Source organism: Vibrio qinghaiensis, from assembly GCF_002257545.1.
Classification (GTDB): domain Bacteria; phylum Pseudomonadota; class Gammaproteobacteria; order Enterobacterales; family Vibrionaceae; genus Vibrio; species Vibrio ordalii.
Window position 1 is genome coordinate 2,738,787 of sequence record NZ_CP022741.1, and the last position, 22,751, is coordinate 2,761,537.

14 protein-coding genes are annotated in these 22,751 nt (G+C 46.3%); 6 read left to right on the forward strand and 8 right to left on the reverse strand.

From position 1 onward, the window contains the following. Positions 1-11: 11 nt before the first annotated feature. Positions 12-1,277, reverse strand: a complete 1,266-nt coding sequence (locus CCZ37_RS12725) for a type II toxin-antitoxin system HipA family toxin (RefSeq protein ID WP_094500707.1) — start codon at positions 1,275-1,277, stop codon at positions 12-14. After that, the gene (locus tag CCZ37_RS12730) at positions 1,274-1,579 is read right to left on the reverse strand and encodes a helix-turn-helix domain-containing protein (RefSeq protein WP_094500708.1); all 306 of its coding nucleotides are present in this window, start codon (positions 1,577-1,579) and stop codon (positions 1,274-1,276) included. The genes CCZ37_RS12725 and CCZ37_RS12730 overlap by 4 nt, the downstream gene beginning before the upstream one ends. Before the next feature lie 317 nt (positions 1,580-1,896). On the opposite strand from CCZ37_RS12730, the gene CCZ37_RS12735 reads away from it, so the two are divergent. Continuing rightward, the gene (locus CCZ37_RS12735; protein ID WP_094500709.1) at positions 1,897-3,210 is read left to right on the forward strand and encodes an ATP-binding protein; all 1,314 of its coding nucleotides are present in this window, start codon (positions 1,897-1,899) and stop codon (positions 3,208-3,210) included. 584 nt (positions 3,211-3,794) lie between these two features. On the opposite strand, the gene CCZ37_RS12740 is transcribed toward CCZ37_RS12735, so the two are convergent. Together CCZ37_RS12740 and CCZ37_RS12745 are read right to left on the reverse strand one after the other, a co-directional pair. Further along, the gene (locus CCZ37_RS12740) at positions 3,795-6,683 is read right to left on the reverse strand and encodes an Ig-like domain-containing protein (protein WP_094500710.1); all 2,889 of its coding nucleotides are present in this window, start codon (positions 6,681-6,683) and stop codon (positions 3,795-3,797) included. 450 nt (positions 6,684-7,133) lie between these two features. Next, positions 7,134-9,953, reverse strand: a complete 2,820-nt coding sequence (locus CCZ37_RS12745; RefSeq protein ID WP_244187271.1) for a M16 family metallopeptidase — start codon at positions 9,951-9,953, stop codon at positions 7,134-7,136. Between the two features lie 265 nt (positions 9,954-10,218). Here CCZ37_RS12745 and CCZ37_RS12750 point away from each other — a divergent pair, with 265 nt between their 5' ends. Then, the gene (locus tag CCZ37_RS12750; RefSeq protein ID WP_094500711.1) at positions 10,219-10,707 is read left to right on the forward strand and encodes a TIGR00645 family protein; all 489 of its coding nucleotides are present in this window, start codon (positions 10,219-10,221) and stop codon (positions 10,705-10,707) included. A 61-nt stretch (positions 10,708-10,768) separates the two neighbouring features. On the opposite strand, the gene CCZ37_RS12755 is transcribed toward CCZ37_RS12750, so the two are convergent. Then, entirely contained in the window at positions 10,769-11,071 is a 303-nt protein-coding gene (locus CCZ37_RS12755; protein ID WP_094500712.1) for a DUF3630 family protein, read from the reverse strand. Then, entirely contained in the window at positions 11,064-12,902 is a 1,839-nt protein-coding gene (gene recQ / locus CCZ37_RS12760; protein ID WP_026027372.1) for an ATP-dependent DNA helicase RecQ, read from the reverse strand. Before recQ ends, CCZ37_RS12755 begins: the two co-directional genes overlap by 8 nt. Positions 12,903-13,153: 251 nt before the next feature. On the opposite strand from recQ, the gene rarD reads away from it, so the two are divergent. The 4 genes from rarD (at position 13,154) to CCZ37_RS12780 (ending at position 17,666) form a co-directional block, all read left to right on the forward strand. Continuing rightward, the gene (gene rarD / locus CCZ37_RS12765) at positions 13,154-14,062 is read left to right on the forward strand and encodes an EamA family transporter RarD (RefSeq protein WP_094500713.1); all 909 of its coding nucleotides are present in this window, start codon (positions 13,154-13,156) and stop codon (positions 14,060-14,062) included. A gap of 127 nt (positions 14,063-14,189) precedes the next feature. Then, complete coding sequence (ggt, locus tag CCZ37_RS12770; protein WP_094500714.1) at positions 14,190-15,956, forward strand: gamma-glutamyltransferase; 1,767 nt, start codon at positions 14,190-14,192, stop codon at positions 15,954-15,956. 170 nt (positions 15,957-16,126) lie between these two features. Next, on the forward strand, positions 16,127-16,933 hold the full coding sequence (locus tag CCZ37_RS12775) for an AraC family transcriptional regulator (RefSeq protein WP_194664025.1): 807 nt from the start codon (positions 16,127-16,129) through the stop codon (positions 16,931-16,933). A gap of 73 nt (positions 16,934-17,006) precedes the next feature. Next, positions 17,007-17,666 (forward strand): LysE family translocator, encoded by a 660-nt coding sequence (locus CCZ37_RS12780; protein ID WP_094500716.1) that lies wholly within the window; start codon positions 17,007-17,009, stop codon positions 17,664-17,666. 623 nt (positions 17,667-18,289) lie between these two features. Here CCZ37_RS12780 and uvrD read toward each other — a convergent pair. Further along, complete coding sequence (gene uvrD, locus CCZ37_RS12785) at positions 18,290-20,464, reverse strand: DNA helicase II (RefSeq protein WP_029627096.1); 2,175 nt, start codon at positions 20,462-20,464, stop codon at positions 18,290-18,292. A gap of 156 nt (positions 20,465-20,620) precedes the next feature. Next, positions 20,621-22,663 (reverse strand): oligopeptidase A, encoded by a 2,043-nt coding sequence (prlC, locus tag CCZ37_RS12790; protein WP_094500717.1) that lies wholly within the window; start codon positions 22,661-22,663, stop codon positions 20,621-20,623. Positions 22,664-22,751 lie beyond the last annotated feature (88 nt).

Sequence of the window (22,751 nt, forward strand, 5' to 3'; positions counted from 1 at the left end):
TGTCAAAATACTTAAACATTAAACGCCGATTCTTTCATTGCTTGCTCCGCTCGGCTGATCCCTAGCCGCTTAGCAACGGTTTGCCATTGCTTAACCGCCATTAATACTTCATCGTAAATTTGCGTGGCTTGGGTTTGCGAAAGTCGGAAGAAGTCTTTTACATCAAAGGCTAATTGGTAGTCTAAAGTGTTGTCTGCATCGGTAATATTCAGATGCAGGCCATGCTTACCCACTATCGGGTTTAAATCATAAGCGGGTGATAACTTCCAGCCATTCTTTGTTAATAAAAACCCATGGTTACGCAGGTGGTCATCCGTGTTGGACACCGCAATATTAAACACAATACGTCGCCATAACTGTGCTAAATCAGCTTCGGTTTGTGCACCAGAATTGGAAATAAATTCAGCAATCTCTAAGTAGCTGGCACCTTGAGATTGTTCACCATCATACTTTTCGTTTTCAAAATAGCGAAGCTGTGTCATGGCCGATGAAAAATGCAGCCGCTTTTCACCGTCGCGGTCAAACCGTTTTGTTAAAAAGGTATGATGCCCAGAGGAAAACTGCCTAATCTCACTTGGAAACATGTCAACACCTGCCGCCAGCGCCAATTCATAGCAGACCATCTCCCATGCGCCCACGTCATGGGTATCATTTAAATTGGGAAACTTGGCAATCCACAAGTGGCCTTGTTCGTCTGTCACACAAGCCTTCGGCCTTGCACCACCTAATGATGAGCTTGGAGAAATCAGCATTTTCAACCAGCGGTAATACTCGTCACTGTCGATGTTATCGTCTTTTTCAATCTGCATTGCTGCATGCTCTAGCTCTCGCAAAGAAGCCATTGGCGGCGCAGCAAACTCAGAGTTGTCGTCCAAAAAAGCATCCGAGCCTACTCGCTTAAATCGAATCCCCCCCATCCGGTAAGAGTCGTGTACGCCCAGCAGGTAATCTAGCTCGTTTAATCGACTTGTTGCTCGAATGCCTTTGCGCGCTTCAATGGCCGCACGCCGCTGCATTAAAATACGCCCCCATCTATCAGGCGATGAATCAAGAAATGCACGAAAGTTTTTATTGGCTTCATCGTTGTAGAGTTCACCGGAGTGGAGGGTCAGGATGGGATCAATTTGCAAACGATAGGCTGAAGTTAAAAATGCTTTATCGTAGGCAAAACTAAACACGCCACCTCGGCTTGAATCGCTGTAAGTCAGCTGTCCTATTAGCAAAGGCGCCTCAATTGGCTGCCAGTCGGCATAGACTTCGACGATTTCACGGCTCATCTTGAACCTTCCAGCAATTTTATGTTTTGCAGCTTGATACCCACTTCATCATGAGCGGCCATGTCTGCAAAGTTGCTTTCCATGCCAAGAACGGCCATCACCTTTAAGTAAGTGCCTATGGCAACACCCGGATCACCTGCGAAGACTTTGTTCACGGTTTTATGGTCAAAACCAGTACGTTCACACAGCAGCTTTTTGGTAAAACCACGTCGTTTCATAGCCAACAGCAAGTCTTCACCAAACTGCGTCAGGATTTTACGCTGCTTTGGAAACAGCACATTGTGTAAGTCACGCTTAGCCATATCACCAACCAAAGGGACTATATTCCCAATATTTAACCGTTAATGGGAATATAGTCCAACTTTGAATCCCAAGCAACTCCAACAATTTACATATGGGACTATATTCCCACTTTACTCAATATAATTGGATTTATATCCTACTTTTAGGTTTGGTTTGCGCGTTGGCCAAGGCGATGATGGAATCCATGAATGCCAAAGGCCACAAAATTACACTTTTATGCGCATAAAAATGTAAAATTCCGCATTTTTCTGCGCATAAAAGTGTAGGCTGAGTTATACTGCAGGCAGTTAACAGTCTTAATTGGCGGGAAATGACAATGCAGCGCAACTTACTCAACGCCCTAATAGCATGGAAAAGTCAACCGGTGCGCAAGCCATTATTGATCGATGGCGCAAGACAAACAGGTAAAACCTATCTACTGCAAGAGTTGTTTGGGAATACCTTTGCCAACATCCTTCGTATCGACTTCCTTGAAAACCCAGCTTACAAAGAAGCGTTCGATGGCTCGTTGTCACCTGACGAGCTAGTAATGAACATTGAGTTGTTAACCAACCAAGCGTTCAATCCAGAAACCGACTTGCTGATATTAGATGAAATTGGCGAATGTGAACGAGCCGTAACTTCGCTGAAGTATTTTGCCGAAAAAGCACCGTCCTATTTTGTCGCAGCCAGCGGTTCGAACATTGGTTTGCTCAATACCTTCCCTGTAGGCAAGGTAGAACAATACGATTTACGACCACTGACCTTCCAAGAATTTATTTACGCATCCAACGAGCAAGCACTGATCAAAGCATTTGATAGTCAAGCAAGCACACCGGCAGTACACACTAAATTGATGGATAAACTTACCGACTATTTTTTTACCGGTGGTATGCCGGAAGCCGTTTCTGCTTGGTATCAGTTTAAAGATTCAAGCATTCTAGAGCGTGTTGAAAAAGTCACAAAAATTCATGCCGATTTAGTTGAAGGTTATCGCCGCGATTTCGGTAAGTACGCGGGCAAGGTCGATGCCACACTGATTGAATCGGTGTTTAATAGCATTCCAGCCCAGCTATCACTTGTCAGCGATGAGTCGGTTAAACGCTTTAAATTTAAGCATGTGCATGAGCGTAAATCTCGTTATAGCGATTTTGAAACCGCGATCCATTGGCTTAACTGCTGCCGCTTAGCTTTGCCAAACTACCCTGTTGAAGGATTGCCGAAATCTCCGTTGGCGGCCTATAAAAAAGAAAATATGGTTAAACTGTTTCTGTTTGATGTGGGCCTGCTCAATCATATGCTGGGCAGCAGTTATAAAGAGATTAAGCAACAAAACTATGAATACAAAGGCTATGTGGCTGAAAACTTTGTGCAACAAGAGCTCACAGCTATTGGCGTTGACCCAAGCTATTCATGGAATGACGCCCGCGCCGAAATCGAATTTATTTTGGCAACCGATGAAGGCGATATCGTCCCTGTTGAAGTCAAAAGTGGTAAACGTACAAGAGCAAAATCGTTGGCATCCTATATTGAAAAATGTACTCCAAGTAAAACCTTTAAGTTAACGGGTACTCAAGGCTCTTCAGCGTTAGAACATACCAATATCGTGATGCCTTTGTATTTCACGCAGTATTTACCTCAGAGATGGTAAAGGCTCGTTGCTTAGCCCCGAGGTCTACACAAAGCTACCTTAGGAGTAACAATATGTAGACCTAATGCCTACCATTCGACACTCAGCCTTATCTCTCTTGGATACCATAGCATCCATATTGAGCTTATTTCTATTTAAATGGACACCATAATGTCCATTTCAGGCTAAGTGAGCTTTCTGCTGACTCATTACTATCGCGTAGAACCAGTGAAAAAATGGCAAAGCTATGTTGACAGAAATCGTGCTCGATAAAGCCCTTCAAAACTGCTATGTTTTAGCTCTAACAGCAGCATAAAAACGGCGCTGTTTTTCCGTAGTTTTAGCCAAGAAGCACCACTAAGATTTCGTAAAAGCCATAGGCAAGTGGTGGGCAGTTTGGTGGGCAAACAGGCATTTTTGAACGGTTTATTTTCGGTAAGTCATTGAGTTTGTTAGGATCTAGGCCGCTACTCAATGAGCAAATTCAAAATATCGAATAGTTTTTCAGCTTCGGCGATTCAGGTTAAGTGGATGACGATGGATAAAAATACGGAAGGCACCATGGCCTTCCGTTATCTAGTTAACTCACAAAATAACCATGCAGGCTACTTACTGACACTGATCATTTCGTTGAAGTACTCGACTTGCTGTTCCATGCTCAGACTTTGATTATTTGAACCCAACGCCCAGATAAAGAAACCACCGTAACCATTCTCTTTTTGCCACTTGGCACGGTTGAGGTTGTTTTCACGGCTCTCCACAAAATTGCCGTTTGGCCCCCACTGGCTATTGATCGTATTGCCTAAAACAATCTTCGACTTGTCTCCAATGTATTGAGCGTAATTGGCCATCGCGACATCGTAGAGGAAGTTTTGCCCAGCGTCATAGGTCATGACGTTGAAGAAGTCGAAATCGTTCTTGGTTGCTTGTAACAGATCGATCACTTCACCATGGTGAGACGAGCGGCCTGATGGCTCAACGTAAGAACAATTTTCAAACACACTTGAATCCATGCATGCCACAGGATCAGCACCGACATGGTATGTAGTCAGCGACAACACTTTATTGTCGCCCACTTTTTGGCGTATCAGCTTAATCAATGCGGTTAGGTCTTGGTTCTCTTTATCGGTAATGCGCGCTGCTTTCTCGAAGTCAAAGTCAAGACCATCGATTTGCACATAACCCGCTAATTGGTACTTGCTGTAATCACATTGGCCATCACCACCCGTCGCAAGGCAGTCACCCACCACCTCTTCTGGTTTTAGGTTCTTCTTATAGACAGGGAAGGGTTTGTTGACCAATTCAACGAGGCCATTGGCGACCGCCTCCCGATTTGCATCGCTACCAATCGCAGACCAAATACTTTCATAGGTTTGACCACCAAATGCGACCATCATGGTGACATTGCTATTATCGTGTTTTAAGGTTGACCACGCTAAGTACTGAGATGGCATCCAATCTGGGTTGTAACTTGGTGGGGTTATCATGTCATCAGAAATCGTAATGTTACCGCTAGCATCCCATTTACCGAACGATAATAAATAACCGTCACCTTCAGAATTAAACAGTTTTTCATAATCGTTTAATCCCCAAGAAGTGAGATAACTAATGGCACGGTCTGGGTTATCTGCAAGGCCACCACCACCGGTACTCTCTTTCACTGTAATATTGGATGGGGCTGACATTTGCTCTTGATTGGCACTGTTGAGCGCCTTTGCGTAAATAGCGTAGTTGCCTGCTTGCGCTCCAATCCACTCATATTCATAAGGTGCTTCGGTGTCTTGATTCAGTACCTTGCCGTTAGCGATAAACGTCACGGAAGTCACCTCGCCTTCATAGCTTTTAGCATCCGCTTTGATTGAGATCGCTCGGCCTTCAAAGAAGCTTGAACCGTCCACAGGCGAAGAGAGTGACACCAGCAGATCTTTATCAGTAATGGCAATCGAAATCGGTGCAGTTTGAGCACTTGCGCCTTGATCGTCATACGCAACAACCGTGAGTGTGTATTGTCCTTCAACTTGAGCAGGCACAGTGATGGTATAGAGATCGCCCGAAGAAGAGGTGGAGGTTGCAACGACTTCGCCATTCAATTGAACATCGACACGCGCCACTTGGGTATCGTCGCTCGCCTCAACGAGCACTTCGAATGGCTGATTGGGTACTATTTTTTGTCCATTTTCTGGCGATTGAACATGCACTTCAGGAGCAGGATTGGGATCGCACTCACCAACGTCATTCCATGCATCTTTCCATGCATCTGGATAATTTGGATGCCCAGTACCCGGTGTCCATACTGGGTTACCACACCAACCTGCGATTTTACATGCGTAGATATGGCCAATATTGGTTACTTCATCTCCCACTTGATAGCTCACGCCATCTTGGTACTGTGCAACGTCACCGCAACTACCACTCACATCAGTAACCGTAATCGTCAGATTTTTTTGTGTGATATGCCGTTCATCATCTTGCGCTTCAACACGTAATGCAGCGCTTCCGGCCGTTTGAGGGGTCCAGTCACAAGAGAACACTTGCTCTGTTTTGGCATCGATACTGCAAACTTCGGTGTCATTAGCAAAAAATTTAACGCTAGCCAGATCATGATCAGCATCGGTCACTTCAGCAGAGATCGTCAAACTTGTGCCTTGTGGGTGGGATGATCCCGCTTCCGGGGAAATGAACTCAACGACCGGAGGATTCGGCGCCGTCGATTCTGACTCGACAGAAACAGGCACGCTTTGCTCAGAGAGCTTATCGCCTTCCTCATTGAACGCGATAACTGAAATGGAAGCGGCTCCTATTTCTTGCGGTTGCCACACTTGCTGATACTCGGTGACACCTTGCTTCAATGGTTGTTGAGCAATTTTGTCTTGGTTAGCCCAAAACTCAAGCTTACCGGCACTCTCACCATCAATACGAGCCATAATGCTGACGTCTGTGCCTGTGTATACCACTGAATTTGGCGCTGGAGAGAGAATATCTAGCGAAAAATCGGGCGGTGGTGTGATGCCCCCTTCCATTTTCACAATAACAGAATCTTCAAAAGCACTCAGGTTTTCCAATGAACCAGCAAAAGCGATCGTCAAGGAGAGTGATTCTGAGGCATTCAGAACGCTGTCAACCCAAGCACCTTCAGGGAATTTAAGCGCCACTGAATGGAGAATACCGCCTGCTTGAGCGGTATGAGATAAACTCCACGTAGGATGGGATAGCGCCGATGATTGCCAACCTATATCGTTAATCGCAACGGGTAATACAAATTCGATGACCGCATCGCGCATATCCGCTGACTCTGCTCCTGTATTTTTAATCGCTAAGGTGTAAGTGCTCCACCATTGCCCCTCTGACTCAGCAACCGCATCAGCGCGAAACTCAGCAGCAATAGCCTGAGATATTGGATTTAAAAGTAGGCCAGAGAAAAGGATGGTCAGGCCTAAAGCCCGATAATAATTTTTATCGGCCACTGAGACTGGCGTGTTTTTTTGATTAAACATTATTTTATACCCTTATATTAAATTTATAATATTCGGTATGTTTATTAGCACCACCACCAATAATTAACATCAACAATTTTCGATTAAAATAATTTTTGGAATGATAATCAATGTTTATTTAAAATCAGAATAATCAACATGAATACATTAAATTAGATTGATTATATTTTAAAATAAAAGCATGGTAGATATTGAGTTTTTATTCTAATTAAAAAAACGTGAACATCATATTACCTATATACCCTTCCTACTTGAAGCCGCAGCGGTGTAGGCTACGTTCGTTAAGCGCAATCACATAGTTTACCTATCCTCATGGGGACTCACTCACTTGCCGCCTACCTGCAACTCCAAGTTGTTTAGGCATATTTAAATAAGTGACATTAATCCAGGAAAAATATAAAAAACAATAGATTTAATCATAAAAATAACGCCCCCACCAGGGGGCTAATTTTATTTTGATATAGTAGGAGAAGTGTTGGGTAATATCTTAACACTTAGTTGTTTATCTGCTTGTAAATATTGATTAGCAACACTGCGTAGATCATTCGCATTCACCTGATTGATGGCATGATGAATCGCCTGCCAACGGCTATAACGATGCGGATAAGTTTGAGCTAGCGATGCGATATCAAGCCAAAATGCATTCTTTTCTGGCAGGCTATCTAACCATTGTACAAGCGGCTGTTTCGCTCTTTGCAACAGATCAGCATCGATGCCATGTTCAGCTTTCACTCTAGACAATACCGCATCGAAACTCTCTTCCACTAATTTAAGTTGCGCTGTGTCTGTCACACTGAACAGCCCCAAATAACCAAATCCTGTGGGAAGAAAATCATTGCTGCTAAATGGGTAAGGTGAGTAACTCGCGCCAGCCTTTTCTCTCACTTCTTCCGTCAACAAAATACTGAGAACCTCTTCAAGCAGCATCAGTTTTGCGTAGTGTTCGGCATTCACCTTATCAGCCGTTGGCCACAGCCAAGCCAGTGCCGCGGCGTTGGCTGAACCTTGATGCTCAACAATATGTGAAGCAGGCAATGGTGGAAACTCAACGCGCTCAACTTGCAGCTCTTTTTCTGGATGACGCGACAAAGCGCCCAGTGTTTTAGCAACCGATTGAATCGTTTTCTCTTCGTCAAGATCACCCACAATGGCAATTTCTAAAAGGCCTTTATCTACCGCCGAGGCAAGCACTGGGGCTAATTCTGAAAAATGACGCTTTAACCGCTCCTCATCATGGCTACGAAATCGTGGGTCGTCAGGGTGCAATAATTCAGGTAACACCGTCCAAAATGCTTCTTCTGGCGTCGTGTTCTGACTGTTACTCGCAGCCAGTACTCGTTGACGAAATTGGTTCATCCCCTCTTCTCGCCAGCCCGGACTCGTTAAAAATGCCATTTGCAGCGCTAACTGTTGGTCAAGCGACGCTTGATTGGTGAAATCCTGACTCGCAAAACCAAGCGTTCCGACATTGAACCCCGTCGTCACATTGGCAGCAGAAAAGAGATTGGCTAACTGCTGAAATGAGTGCTGCTCTAACCCACCAGCAACAAAGCCATCATTAAATAGCGCCTGAATGCCCTCTTTTTTCGGTAATGGGTAGTCACCAAAGCCCAATGAGAGATCGAGGTAAATAATATTTTTCTCTAACTCGGTAGACTTGATGTTGAGCTTAACGCCATTGGCAAATTTCAACATCCGAATCCCCGTTTCGGGATCTCGCTTGTCTTGAACGAGCGTGCCCGCCTCACCAAATTCACGGTAGGCAAAAGCCTCCACTGATAAAAATTGATAAGGTTCTACTGGCTGCTTTTGGCTTTGTTCATATACATCGAGTAGCGTTCGATTGATTTTCTCAACCTTGTATGGCCCAGAAAAATAAATCCACGGCTTACCTTGCCAACGTTCGGTAAGCAGGTCGTGCAATCGAGCTGCAGTGATTTGAGGTTGATAAGCTTCAAAAAGAGCAAGCGCGAACGTTGGTTCAATCGGGACAAATTGCTGAGCATCACTTGTCACTAGGCCTTGCGCAATCGAAATACTATGCAAGGTATCGCTACTTGCTGCTCTTTGCTGATAATCAGCATGTATTGCCTTGATCGCTTGATCAATTTCGCTCTGATTAAAGCCGTACCGAATCGCTTGTCGCACCGTCTGTTCAAGTAATGTCAGCCCATGCCGCCACTGCTCGGGCAAGGTTACCAGCGACAATTCCATCCGTGATGCGATACCGAAGTCTTGATCAATACTAACAAAAGCATCCGTAATCCCTTCTTGGCCTATCAGATGGGGAAGCAAACGTTGGTAGAGTAAGTTCGACAATATTGATTCAAGGATCATTTCATGGCGGCTTTCTACGCTATCAGCTTGTCGCTCTTGTGGTGCAATCACACCAAGCGAAATTTGGGTCGGCAAACGAGCATCAAAGAAAGCATCGGCTTGTAAGTGTGTTCTCTCTGCAGGAAGTATCAAATGGTCAGCCCGTAGTGGTACTGCATCCCGGTGAGGTACCCAGTTTGAAAAAAGTCGTTTGATCTGCTCTTCGGCCTGAGCAACATCAAGGTCTCCCACCACAATGATTGTGGTGCGCTCTGGCGTGTAAAAACGTTGATAGAGTGAACGTAACTGCTCTGAGCTAGCATGTTTTACTACATCGAGATCACCAATTGGCAAACGTTTTGACAAAGGGCTCCTCGGATATAAGAAGCTCAGCTGTTGACGATAATTATCTACATCAGCGGAATTTCTCTCTTTCCATTCCGCCACAACAACCGGTTTTTCTTGCTCTAACGCCTTTGGCTCAAGCTTAAGGCGATCCGCAATCTCTCTCATCAGCCACAAACCAGTTGCTACTTTTTGTGAGTCTCCTTGAGCAATATTGAACTCATACACGGTTTGATTGAATTGAGTCACCGCATTGGTATCGGATCCAAAACTTAATCCTAACCGTTCAAGTTGGCGAATCATCTCCCCTTCGGCTACAGAGTCCGAACCTTTAAACGCCATGTGCTCTAAAAGATGCATCAAGCCTTGTTCTTGCTCTGACTCAACTAAAGAGCCACCCGCAATGCGCATACGCATAATGACAGCATGAGCAGGTGTGGTGTTATGGACTAATTGGTACCTTAAGCCATTTTCAAGCTGACCTTCGTGAATGCGATGACTTTTAGGTAACTCCGTCGATAACGAACTAGCCGACATGACAAGCAGCAATAATAAGCTCAATGGGTGAAAAAATAGAATATGACGCAAATTAAGATTCTCAGTATGCATGGAACAACACTCATTCTAATTGAGTGCTTATTATTGCCCTTTTATTGGATTTATAAATACATCAAGACAATTCCATACAAAAAAGTACAATCTTTTCAAATCACAGCATGGCGAGCAAACGCGTATCCCCCCCCTTGGATATCAGCTTGGCTGGCTATCTTGCTTTACAATAACTTTGTGCAATAACGTAGCCAAATTATAAGAAAACACAGTATTATCTCGCCCTTATTCCCCATACCTCGTGGAGATCATAAACGGAATGATTATGGAAAATATCGTCGAAAAACTACTCTATTCAGCACGCTGGATTATGGCGCCTATCTATTTGGGATTAAGTTTAGTACTACTGGCATTAGGCATTAAGTTTTTCCAAGAGGTCTTTCATCTGTTACCTAACATCTTGAGCACCGATGAAGTCAGCCTGATTTTAGTAACGCTTTCTTTGATTGATATTTCATTGGTTGGTGGGTTGATTGTGATGGTGATGTTTTCAGGCTATGAGAATTTTGTCTCTAAAATTAATATCGCCGCAGAGGATGATAAGCTCGGCTGGCTAGGAAAATTAGATACAGGATCGTTGAAAAATAAGGTTTCGGCATCGATTGTCGCCATCTCCTCAATTCATTTGCTGAAAGTCTTCATGAACACTGAAAATATCGACAGTGAAAAAATTAAGTGGTACTTACTGCTGCACATTACCTTTGTCTTATCGGCCTTTGCGATGGGTTATTTAGATAAAATCACCAAAAAATAGCCGCAAGCCCGGCTGAATAATGAAGGAACAAAAGGCGGATATGCAGAGTTGATCTACACGCTTAGAAACCTCGCGCGAATAATTGCGCAAGAAACGCCAACTCTTCTTGGCTCTCTTTGATGGCAAGTGCTTCAAGCCAAACCGACTCGCTGTAATGCTCGGCTTTGAGAAAAAGTAAGCAACCTTCAAAATCAATCAACCATGAGTGAATGTCCGCATCCCACTGTTTTTCTATCACTGTAGCCGAAAGCTGCTTGACCAAACGTTCGCCTAGTGCAGGAAAAGTATCGACATCAAAACGCGCTGTACTCAAGACGAGTCGCCCTTCATCTTGTAAATTGTGTGCTAAACCGAACTCAGCCATGGTGGGTTAAGTGCTCCTGAATCAGGTCTAAAAATGGGTCGGCGTATTTTTCAAGCTTGCGTTGCCCAACGCCGTTAACGGCCAGCATTTCTCCGTACGAAGTGGGCAATATTTCCGCCATATCAATTAGAGTCGCATCACTAAAGACCACGTAAGGCGGCAGGCCATCTTCATCAGCAATCGATTTACGCAATTTACGCAATTTGGCAAACAGTGGTTTGTCGTAGTTTTTGTTGGATAACTTATCTGATTTCGCCGCGCGAGCGGCCGTGTCTAAGCGTGGAATAGCTAACTCTAATGGCATTTCTCCACGCAGCAGCGGTCGCGCCTCTTCCGTCAACTGCAAGGTCGAATTGCGAGTAATGTTTTGCTGCAACAACCCTTTATGGATCAACTGACGGAAAATACTCACCCAATAATCATGGCTATGATCGCGACCAATGCCGTAAGTCGTGAGCTTGTCGTGGCCATTTTCACGAATACGGATATTTTGCATACCGCGCATCACTTCCACCACATAACCCATACCGAAACTTTGGTTGACGCGATAAACGCACGATAATGCTTTTTGCGCCTCTTGCGTGGCATCGAAATGCTTGGGGGGATCAAGGCAGATATCGCAGTTGCCGCAAGGTTTGTCTCGATATTCACCAAAATAATTGAGCAACACTTGGCGGCGACAAGTTTGTGCTTCAGCAAAAGCGCTCATCGCGCCCAACTTATGGCTTTCCACCTGCTTTTGTGGCCCTTCCGGCTTCTCATCTAACATTCGACGCAGCCAACTGATGTCGGCCGGATCATAGAGCATCATCGCTTCGGCTGGCAAACCGTCTCGCCCTGCGCGCCCGGTCTCTTGATAGTAAGATTCGATGTTGCGCGGAATATCAAAATGCACCACAAAACGCACGTTGGGTTTATTAATCCCCATTCCAAATGCGACGGTAGCAACCACTATCTGAATGTCATCACGCTGAAATGCTTCTTGCACATAAGCGCGCTCATCGGCGTCCATACCCGCATGGTAACTGGCTGCTCGTAAATGGTTGTTGCACAGTTTTTCTGTCAGCATTTCGACTTTTTTGCGACTGCCACAGTAAATGATGCCGCAATGTCCTCTTTGCGTATCAAGATAGCGGATCACCTGTGAAACCGGTTTGTGCTTTTCGACCAAGGTATAGCGGATATTAGGACGATCAAAGCTGCCCAGATAGACATGCGGCTCTTGCAACTGCAAACGGTGCAAAATATCCACGCGCGTGGCGTCATCAGCCGTTGCCGTCAGTGCCATAAAAGGCACGTGTGAAAAATGCTGTTTAAGTTGGCCTAACGCCGCATACTCCGGGCGAAAATCGTGCCCCCATTGAGAAATACAGTGTGCTTCATCCACGGCAATCATTGCCAATGGCAACTGCTGCAAGCGTTCGATGAAATCGGGCATTAAGACGCGCTCAGGCGACGCGTAAATCAGCTTCAGTTGCCCCGCGTTCATTCGGTTATACACCGACATCAGCATCTCACGTGACATACTTGAATTAATACACTCAGCCGCGACACCGTTGGCTTTGAGCTGATCCACTTGGTCTTTCATCAATGAAATGAGCGGCGAAATGACTAAAGTGATGCCCTCTTTGACTAACGCAGGGATCTGATAACAGAGCGATTTTCCCCCACCCGTTGGCATGATAACTAAGCTATCTTGCCCCGCTAACGAAGCGTCAATCACCTCTTGCTGGCCGACACGAAACGACTGATAACCAAACACAGTCTGTAAAATACTGTGCGGTGTCTCAGGTTGAGGATCGGTTTGTTGAGCCATTAACGTTGCGGTCATGAAATTTCCAAGGGTGAACAAAAGGGGTAGAGCAACCGCTATACCGCAAAGCGTCTTATTGTAGTGGGGTTCGATGGTGAATAAAACCGCAAAATGTAGCGGTAAAGCGAATCGCTTGATTCTCGGCCATTATTCGTCACTCAAAATCCCGAGTGGGCAGCCGATTAACAAAGCTGCAACTTACTTGAGGAACAGTATATACTGTCGAATCGTTTCGCTGGCTCAGCACTTCACTCCTTTGAGAATTCATCATGACCACAGAAGAACAACGCTCCAGACAAGGCGTTTTACTGGCTATTGGTGCTTACACCATGTGGGGCATCGCACCGATCTATTTTAAAACGATCAACAATGTTCCTGTACTTGAGATCCTCACTCACCGCGTAGTGTGGTCGTTTTTCTTGTTAGCAGCATTGCTTCATTTTGGCCACAACTGGCGCAGTGTACGCAGTGTGATTACTCATAAATCAAAGATGATCTATCTGATGACCACCGCTTGTCTGGTTGCGGTGAACTGGTTAATTTTTATCTGGGCGATCAATGCTAATCATATGTTAGACGCCAGTTTAGGCTATTACATTAACCCGCTGCTCAATGTCGTACTCGGTATGCTTTTTCTTGGCGAGCGATTACGCAAACTACAGTGGGTCGCGGTAGCGCTAGCCACCATTGGCGTGGCCATTCAGTTGATTGTGTTTGGTTCGATTCCTGTGGTCGCCATCGCTTTGGCTGCCAGTTTTGGCTTGTATGGCTTGCTGCGTAAAAAAGTGGCGGTTGATGCACAAACAGGTTTGTTTATCGAAACCTTGGTGATGTTGCCCGCAGCGTTGATTTATCTGTTATTTATCGCCAGCTCGCCCACTTCAGATATGGCTATCAATCCTCTTAATCTCAACCTACTGCTGATCGCAGCTGGCGTCATCACGACCTTGCCTTTGCTTTGTTTCACAGGAGCAGCAACGCGTTTAAAACTTTCAACGCTGGGTTTCTTCCAATACATCGGCCCAAGCTTGATGTTTTTGCTCGCTGTCTTGGTGTATGGTGAAGCCTTCTCTAGTGATAAAGCCATCACTTTTGCCTTTATTTGGGCAGCATTGTTGCTGTTCAGTTTTGATGGTTTAAAAACAAGGCGAACCGCGCGACGCGCTCAACGGGCATAAACCGATTAGGTGCTATTGCCTTATTATCCAATCCTGAGACATCGTGGCATAAATCGAACATTCCAAGCACAACTGACTGGCAAATAACAACCGTAAAACGATAACATAACATCTTCATCACAACCCAATGGAGATGGGCATGCTCTTGACTCACACACGATTGACTCTTCCAGCCTTGATTTTTGCTGTTTCTGCGCAAGCTGCCTCTGATCAGGCAGCCGATGCTTTTGCACCTGAACAAAGTAGTGGTTTTGAACAAAAACAGTTGGTTAAAGCCAAACACTGGATGGTGACAGCCGCCAATCCTTTGGCCACCGAAGCCGGCGCTGATATTTTACGCCAAGGGGGTAATGCGATCGATGCCATGGTAACGACACAATTGATGCTCGGACTGGTTGAGCCCCAATCTTCAGGTATCGGCGGCGGCTCATTTTTGGTCTACTGGGATGCCAAGAAAAAAGCACTCACTACCTTTGATGGCCGAGAAACCGCGCCACTCAATGCCACGCCAAATCTCTTTTTAGATAGCACCGGAAAACCACTGCAATTTTACGATGCTGTTGTGGGAGGTCGCTCAGTCGGCACACCCGGCACCGTTAAGTTGCTGTGGGAAACCCATCGCCAATACGGCAAACTTGAATGGGCACGCCTGATTGAGCCCGTAGTGGCACTTGCGCAAAGAGGGTTTGAAATCAGCCCTCGCCTTGCCACCTTAATTGCGGAAGATAAACAACGCTTAAGCCGCTTTCCGGCCACCAAAGCGTATTTCTTCGACGCGCAGGGTGACCCACTGAAAACGGGCACCTTACTGAAAAACCCTGAATATGCCGCCACGCTGAATGCTATCGCGAAACATGGAGCAAAAGCCTTCTATCAAGGTGATATAGCCAAAGACATTATTCATACCGTACAAAATGCAGCAGGTAATCCCGGTGTACTTGCCCAACAAGATTTTGATACTTACCAAGTCAAACAGCGTGAGCCGATTTGTGCGCCTTACCAAAGCTATCAAGTGTGTGGTATGGGCTTGCCCAGTTCAGGTGCACTCACTGTGGGCCAAATTTTGTCGATCACCGAACAATATGATTTAAAAGGCTGGGGAGCCAAAGAGGTGAACTCTTGGCAGGTGTTGGGCGATGCCTCTCGATTGGCCTTTGCCGATCGTGGCTTGCACATGGCGGATCAAGATTATGTTCCCGTCCCAACGCAAGGTTTATTAGATAAAAGCTATCTTGCTGAACGAGCTCAACTCATTCAACCTGGCAAAGCGCTGACCAGCGCTGAAGCAGGTAACCCACCTTGGCACAACGCACAACTGCGTAGCCCAGATCAATCGATTGAATTACCGTCCACTAGCCACTTTAATATTGTCGATCGTGAAGGTAATGTCGTGTCGTACACGACCTCAATCGAAAACGCGTTTGGCTCTCGCCTCTTTGTGCGCGGCTTTTTACTCAATAATGAGCTAACCGATTTTTCCTTTGCTACCCACAGTGATGGTCGTCCCATCGCTAATCGCCTTGAGCCAGGTAAGCGCCCTCGCTCTTCAATGGCTCCGACCGTCGTACTCCACAATAACCAACCCTATCTCGCCATTGGCTCTCCGGGGGGTAGCCGCATCATTGGTTATGTAGCACAAGCATTAATCGCTCATTTGCAGTGGGGTATGGATATTCAGGCTGCAATCAGCCAACCGCATGTGTTAAATCGTTTTGGTGAAATGGAATTAGAAAAAGGGACTCAAGCAGAACAATTCAAACCGGCGCTAGAAAGTATAGGAGCGAAAGTGGCGATCCGAGATCTCAATTCTGGGCTACACGCCATTCGTATTACAGAGCAAGGTCTTGAAGGCGCTGCTGATCCACGCCGTGAAGGTGTCGCCATCGGAGAATAACGCTCTGTAATATAGTCTCGGTTGGCGAGATAAACACGCGCCAACCGTTTTCTACGCTTCATTTACACAGAACCGCTCAAAACCATCCAGGGTTTCATGATCATTTTTTACAAGACAGTGGCGACATGGCTGGCTAAGCTTGCATTATTCAACCCTAAATTTTGGTCTCTATGGATAAAGTGAGCTACAGCCAAACGGCCTATCCTGCGATCGGTCTGATTGATGCAGACTATCGTCAGTTTGCGTTTGATCGCCACTACCATCTTGATATTCATATTGGCCTTATCACTCAAGGAACGCAGCGCTTCTACCACCAAGGCGCTTGGCATCAGGTACAACGGGGCGGCGTAGTTCTTATGTCGCCAGATGAACTGCACGATGGGCAAGCGCACAATGGCTCTGGCTACCAAGTGCAAGTGTTTGCCATTGAACCCACTTGGCTACAGCAAACCTTAGAAGCCAAGCAGATTGAACAAGTGCTGGGTTTTGAGCAGTTAATAGTCGATGACGCGCCACTTTTTTGCTCACTGCTGCAACTTCATCACACCATGAAGCAGGATAAGCTCAGTCAACTCGCTAAAGATTGCTTACCCTACCAAGGGTTCACACCTTTACTTGAACGCTATAGCCACTTGAAACTGCCGGAGGTTAAACCGCTTGGCCAGCGCAACCTCGCTACGCTGAAAGAGTGGGTACTCAGTCAACTCGACCAACCAATCCGCCTTGAGCAACTCGCTCAGCTTTGCCAGCTTTCACCCACTCAGTTTCAGCGCCATTTCAAGGCGCAAACGGGCATCACACCTTATGCGTGGTTATTGCGTTTACGTTTAGAGCAAGCGATGAAATTGTTGAAAACCGGAGCCTCTAGCACTGAAGTCGCCTATCAAGTCGGTTTTTATGATCAAGCCCATTTCAGTAAGGCGTTCAAAGCAACTTTTGGCATCGCCCCTTCCGCCGTCAACCGTACACTTTACTAGCCAAACTGTCAGTAATTTACAAGGCAAGCACGTTTTCTCCACGCATACTCACCGTCAAACATGAGGAGAATACATGAACGAACTTTCTATATTGGTCACCTTAGCTGGCGTACATTTCATGGCGCTATTGAGCCCCGGGCCAGATGTCGCCCTAGTAGTACAAAATGCTACCCGTTACGGTCGAAAAACCGGGGTTTTTATTGCTCTTGGGTTATCGTGCGGCATTTTAATTCACTCACTGCTGAGCCTCACAGGAATAAGCTATTTGGTGCATCAGCAACCAACTTTGTTTGCGGTGGTACAACTGGCGGGCGGGAGTTATTTATTTTATTTAGGTTTCGGCGCACTCAAATCTACCTATAGCCACTGGCGATCACCACAAGCTGTTGACCTAAATAATGAGCGCCATCGTTTGATCGATAATCAACGCCAAGCCTTTTCTCGCGGTTTTATCACTAATCTTTTTAATCCGAAAGCCTTAGTCTTTTTTATCAGCTTAATGTCAAGCTTAGTACCCGTAGGAATGTCTTTCTCCGGAAAAAGCATCGCCTTATTGATTCTTTGGGGGATCTCCTTCATCTGGTTCTCAATCTTAGCGTGGATGCTCTCTACCGCGCGCCTACAAAAACGTTTACAGTCACTCACTGTGTATATTGATGGAGTATGTGGCGTTATTTTTACGCTCATCGGTGGACTTATTTTACTGCAAGCCATGCTTAGCCTTAGCCATTGATGCAGCGATCCGCGATCCGCTTTGTGCGAGATCTCTTACAAACGAGTGAGCAAATATCGCTTTTTGAGTAGAAAAAACAACACTAAAAGCAACAAGCCATTGATTTTAAATGAGAAACAAAAAAATCATGAAATAATTTGTGAGAAAAGCGTTTCTCAAGCATTGCCGATAAATTAGAGACGGGTAATATGAACCTTGTTGGAAGGATTCTGACACGGAACAGGAAAGCACCACGGATTGGTCATCTTCAGGATGAAGAGACGACTGCTCAGGATGACAGTCGGCACGGAAAGCAAATTGGACATTGAATGGACGCAATAGTAGCTAGGATGGTTACTGCTAAGGAAAGACAATGGACACCTCTGGACGAGGCAAGGACTGAACATCAGGATGATGTAAAGGACACCGCTCAAGGAACAAGTGAAGCGCGCTAACGTGGATGGTTAGCAGACTAGGAAGTCACCCAAGGACACCGCTAGGAAGGCGAAGAACGGATTAAGCTGACGGAATTCAGCCACTATCATGGATTTGATGCATGGAGCACTTTCGTAGCTGGATTGCTGCAAGTAAGACTATAACCCCGCAGGGCGTAAGCCCTCGGGGTTTTTCTTTTCTCGTAAATCTTACACTTTCTCTAGCTTGGCATAAGCAGTCACTAGCCATTTAATGCCTTCACCGTTAAAAGCGACTTGCACTCGACTTTGCGGGCCACTGCCTTCGAAATTAATGATGGTGCCTTCACCAAAAATAGGGTGTTTTACCCGTGCGCCCAAGCTAAAACCCGTCTCGTTAAAGTTCTCTTTGACCGCTGTTTGACTAAAACGCCCGGCACTGCTTGGTCGGCTCACTTGCGCTTTCATACGCACTTCATCAAGGCAGTGTTCTGGCAGCTCACGGATAAAGCGTGACGGCTTATGGTATTTATCCTGACCGTATAAACGGCGAATTTCAGCGTAAGTAATGTAGAGCTTTTGCATGGCGCGCGTCATTCCGACGTAACACAAACGGCGCTCCTCTTCCAATCGCCCCGCTTCTTCGGCCGACATTTGGCTAGGGAACATGCCCTCTTCAACGCCAACCATAAACACCAATGGGAACTCTAACCCTTTCGCGCTGTGCAGTGTCATTAACTGTACGGCATCATCAAACTCGTCAGCCTGCCCTTCGCCCGCTTCCAGCGCTGCGTGGGTTAAAAAGGCCGTCAACATGCTCATCTCATCCGCTTCTTCTGGCTTTTCAAATTGGCGTGTTGCGGTGACTAGCTCTTCCAAGTTTTCAATTCTGGCTTTGGACTTTTCACCCTTTTCAAGCTGATACATCTCAAACAAGCCAGAGGTTTTGATTACATGGTCAGTTTGACTGTGTAGCGGCATCTCAGCGCTATCATCTTCAAGGGCATTGACCAGTTCAATAAACCGGCTTAATGCGCTTGCCGCACGTCCTGTGAGCACTTTTTCTTCCAACAACACAAGGCTCGCTTGCCACAAGGTACAGCCGCGATCTCGCGCCGCAAAACGAATGGTTTCCAGCGTTTTATCACCCAAGCCACGCGGTGGCGTATTTACGACTCGCTCAAAGGCCGAATCATCATTGCGGTTAGACATCAAACGCAAGTAACTTAACGCATCTTTGATCTCTTGGCGCTCGAAGAAGCGCATGCCGCCGTAGATGCGATAGGGCAAGCCTGCTTGAATCAAGGCTTCTTCCAAAACACGAGATTGGGCGTTGTTGCGATAAAGCATCGCACAATCTTCTAATGCGCCACCTTTGTCTCGCCACTCTTTGATTTTATTGACGGTAAAACGCGCCTCATCAAGATCGTTGTAAGCCGAATAGATAGAAATCGGCTCGCCTTCGCTGCCATCGGTCCAGAGCTCTTTACCCATTCGTTCGGTGTTGTTCGCGATCAGTGCGTTCGAGGCTTGCAAAATGGTTTTGGTTGAACGGTAGTTTTGCTCTAAACGAATGGTATTAACGCTCGGAAATTCCTGCGTGAATTTGTCGAGGTTTTCAATTTTGGCACCACGCCAGCCATAAATGGACTGATCATCATCACCGACGATCATCACGTGGCAATCGCGACCAGCCATCATGCGCAGCCACGCGTATTGGATGTTATTGGTGTCTTGAAATTCGTCGACCAAGATGTGTTTAAAGCGCGCTTGATAATGTTCACGAATGTGCTGCTTATCACGCAACATCTCGTGGCAACGCAGCAAAATTTCGGCAAAATCAACCAAACCTGCGCGATCGCACGCCTCTTGGTACGCGGAATAAAGCTGCAAATAGGTTTGAGTCACGGGATCGCGGTACGCATCGATGTGCTTAGGACGAAGACCTTCATCTTTTTTACCGTTAATCCACCAGCACACCTGGCGCGTTGGCCACTGCTTCTCATCTAGGTTTTGTGCTTTGATTAAGCGGCGCAGCAAACGCAGTTGATCTTCAGAATCGAGGATCTGAAAATCCTCTGGCAGGCGAGCATCGAGATAGTGAGCGCGTAAAATACGGTGGCAAATACCGTGGAAGGTACCATTCCACATGCCCGATGCACTGCCCATCATCAACTCTTCAATTCGGCCACGCATTTCCGCCGCCGCTTTGTTGGTAAAAGTCACCGACATCACTGAAAAAGGCGAGGCGTTTTCAACCGAGATAAGCCAAGCAATGCGATGCACCAATACTCGGGTTTTACCACTCCCCGCTCCGGCAAGCACCAGCAAGTTTTCTAAAGGCGCGGCAACCGCTTCGCGCTGTTTATCGTTGAGACCGTCGAGTAAGAGAGAAGGATCCATCATGGCTAAGCTACTGGTTATTTATACATAATTGCCCAGATTATAACCTCAAATCGCGGCAAGATGCTCGTCTCTATCATATTTTTCTGGGCATTCAAAAATGAAAAGCCCACCGCAAAGGTGGGCTAATTCGAGCTTCATCGCCTTTCAAGCGCGTGACTACGCGGCGATCCCCGCATGACGCAGCAACGCATCAATTTGCGGCTCGCGGCCTCTAAAGCGTTTAAATAGCTCCATCGGCTCTTCACTACCACCCATTTCAAGGATGTTGTTCAAGAAACTTTGCCCAGTCTGTGGGTTAAAAATCCCCTCTTCCTCAAAGCGAGAAAACGCATCAGCCGAAAGCACTTCCGCCCATAAGTAGCTGTAATAACCTGCGCTGTAACCGCCAGCAAAGATGTGGCTAAAGCTGTGTGAGAAACGGTTCCACTCAAGGCTTGGTAACACGGCCACTTTCTTTTTCACTTGGACAAGAGTTTCCAACACTTGTGGCCCTACTTCGGGATCGTAAGTGGTGTGCAAGGTGAAATCGAACAAACCAAATTCAAGTTGGCGCAAAATAAACATCGCTGACTGGAAGTTTTTCGCCGCGAGCATTTTATCGAGCATTTCTTTCGGTAGCGGTTCACCCGTTTCGTAATGACCTGAAATAAACGCTAACGCCTCTTCTTCCCAGCACCAATTTTCAAGGAACTGACTGGGCAGTTCAACCGCATCCCACGGTACACCGTTGATGCCAGATACCGCACCCACTTCAACTTGAGTCAACATGTGGTGGATCCCGTGTCCAAACTCATGGAACAAAGTGACCACTTCATCATGAGTAAATAACGCAGGTTTATCACCGATTGGGCGATTAAAGTTACAGGTCAAATAAGCCACTGGTGTTTGTAGCTCGCCATTTTGAGTGATACGGCGGCCACGGCAATCATCCATCCACGCGCCGCCACGCTTATGTTCGCGTGCATACAGGTCGAGATAGAAGCTGCCACGCAGTGATCCTTTCGCATCAAAAATATCGAAAAAACGCACCGATGGATGCCAAGTATCAACCCCAGAGCGCTCTTTGACGCTCATGCCAAATACGCGGTGGAGTACTTCAAATAGGCCGCTCACCACTTTCGATTCTGGGAAATAAGGGCGCAGCTCTTCATCTGAAATATCAAACAAGTGCTGTTTCTGTTTTTCGCTGTAGTAAGCGATATCCCACAACTCTAGCGTGGTCACGCCAAACTCTTGCTGCGCAAATTGACGCAACTCTTCTACTTCACGCTCACCTTGCGGTTTCACTTTGGTGGCTAAATCATTTAAAAACCCTAACACTTGATCGGGCGTTTGCGCCATTTTAGTCGCCAGTGATTTTTCACTGTAGGTATTAAAACCGAGCATACGGGCTATTTCATGACGCAGTTTGAGTTTCTCAGCGATGATTTCGCTGTTATCCCACTTGCCCACATTTGGCCCGCGATCCGAGGCACGCGTGACATACGCTTCATAGAGCTCTTTGCGCAAAGCTTGGTTATCACAATAAGTCATCACTGGCAGATAAGAAGGAATGTCGAGCGTTAATAAATAACCATCGAGCTCTTTGGCTTGCGCCGCCGCTTGTGCCGCTGCTAACGCCGATTCTGGCATGCCCGCTAATTGATTGGCGTCGGTAATGTGCTTGGTCCAGCCCATCGTGGCATCCAGTACGTTATTAGAGAACTTAGAACCCAACTCAGATTGACGTTTACTGATCTCGCCGTACCGTTTTTGCTCTGCCAATGGCAAGCCGATACCCGATAGCTCAAAATCACGCAGTGCATCATTGATGGTTTTTTGCTGCGCTTGAGAGAGCGAGGAAAAAGTATCGCTGGCTTTCATGCTCTTATAGGCTTCAAACAGGCCTTTATGTTGCCCAACCCAAGTGCCGTATTCAGACAGCAGCGGCAAACAGCTTTCGTACGCATCACGCAGTTCATCGCTATTGAGCACGGAATTAAGGTGGCTCACTGGCGACCAAATGCGGCTTAAGCGATCATCCACCTCTTCAATGGGTGCAATCAAGTTTTGCCACGTTGGGGTGCTATTGCCAGCAAGGCGTTTTTCAATTTCGGTGCGGCAATCTTCTATCGCTTTCTCAACCGCAGGCTTCACATGCTCTGGCTTAATGGCGGAAAACGGCGGTAAATCCGTGAAAGTGAGAAGTGGATTAGACATAAAACATTCCTTTTAAGTTAAGACGCGCCTGCACGTTGATGCATTTCTCTGCAACAGTCACTGATTGTTTCACGGCAACCGTCGATTT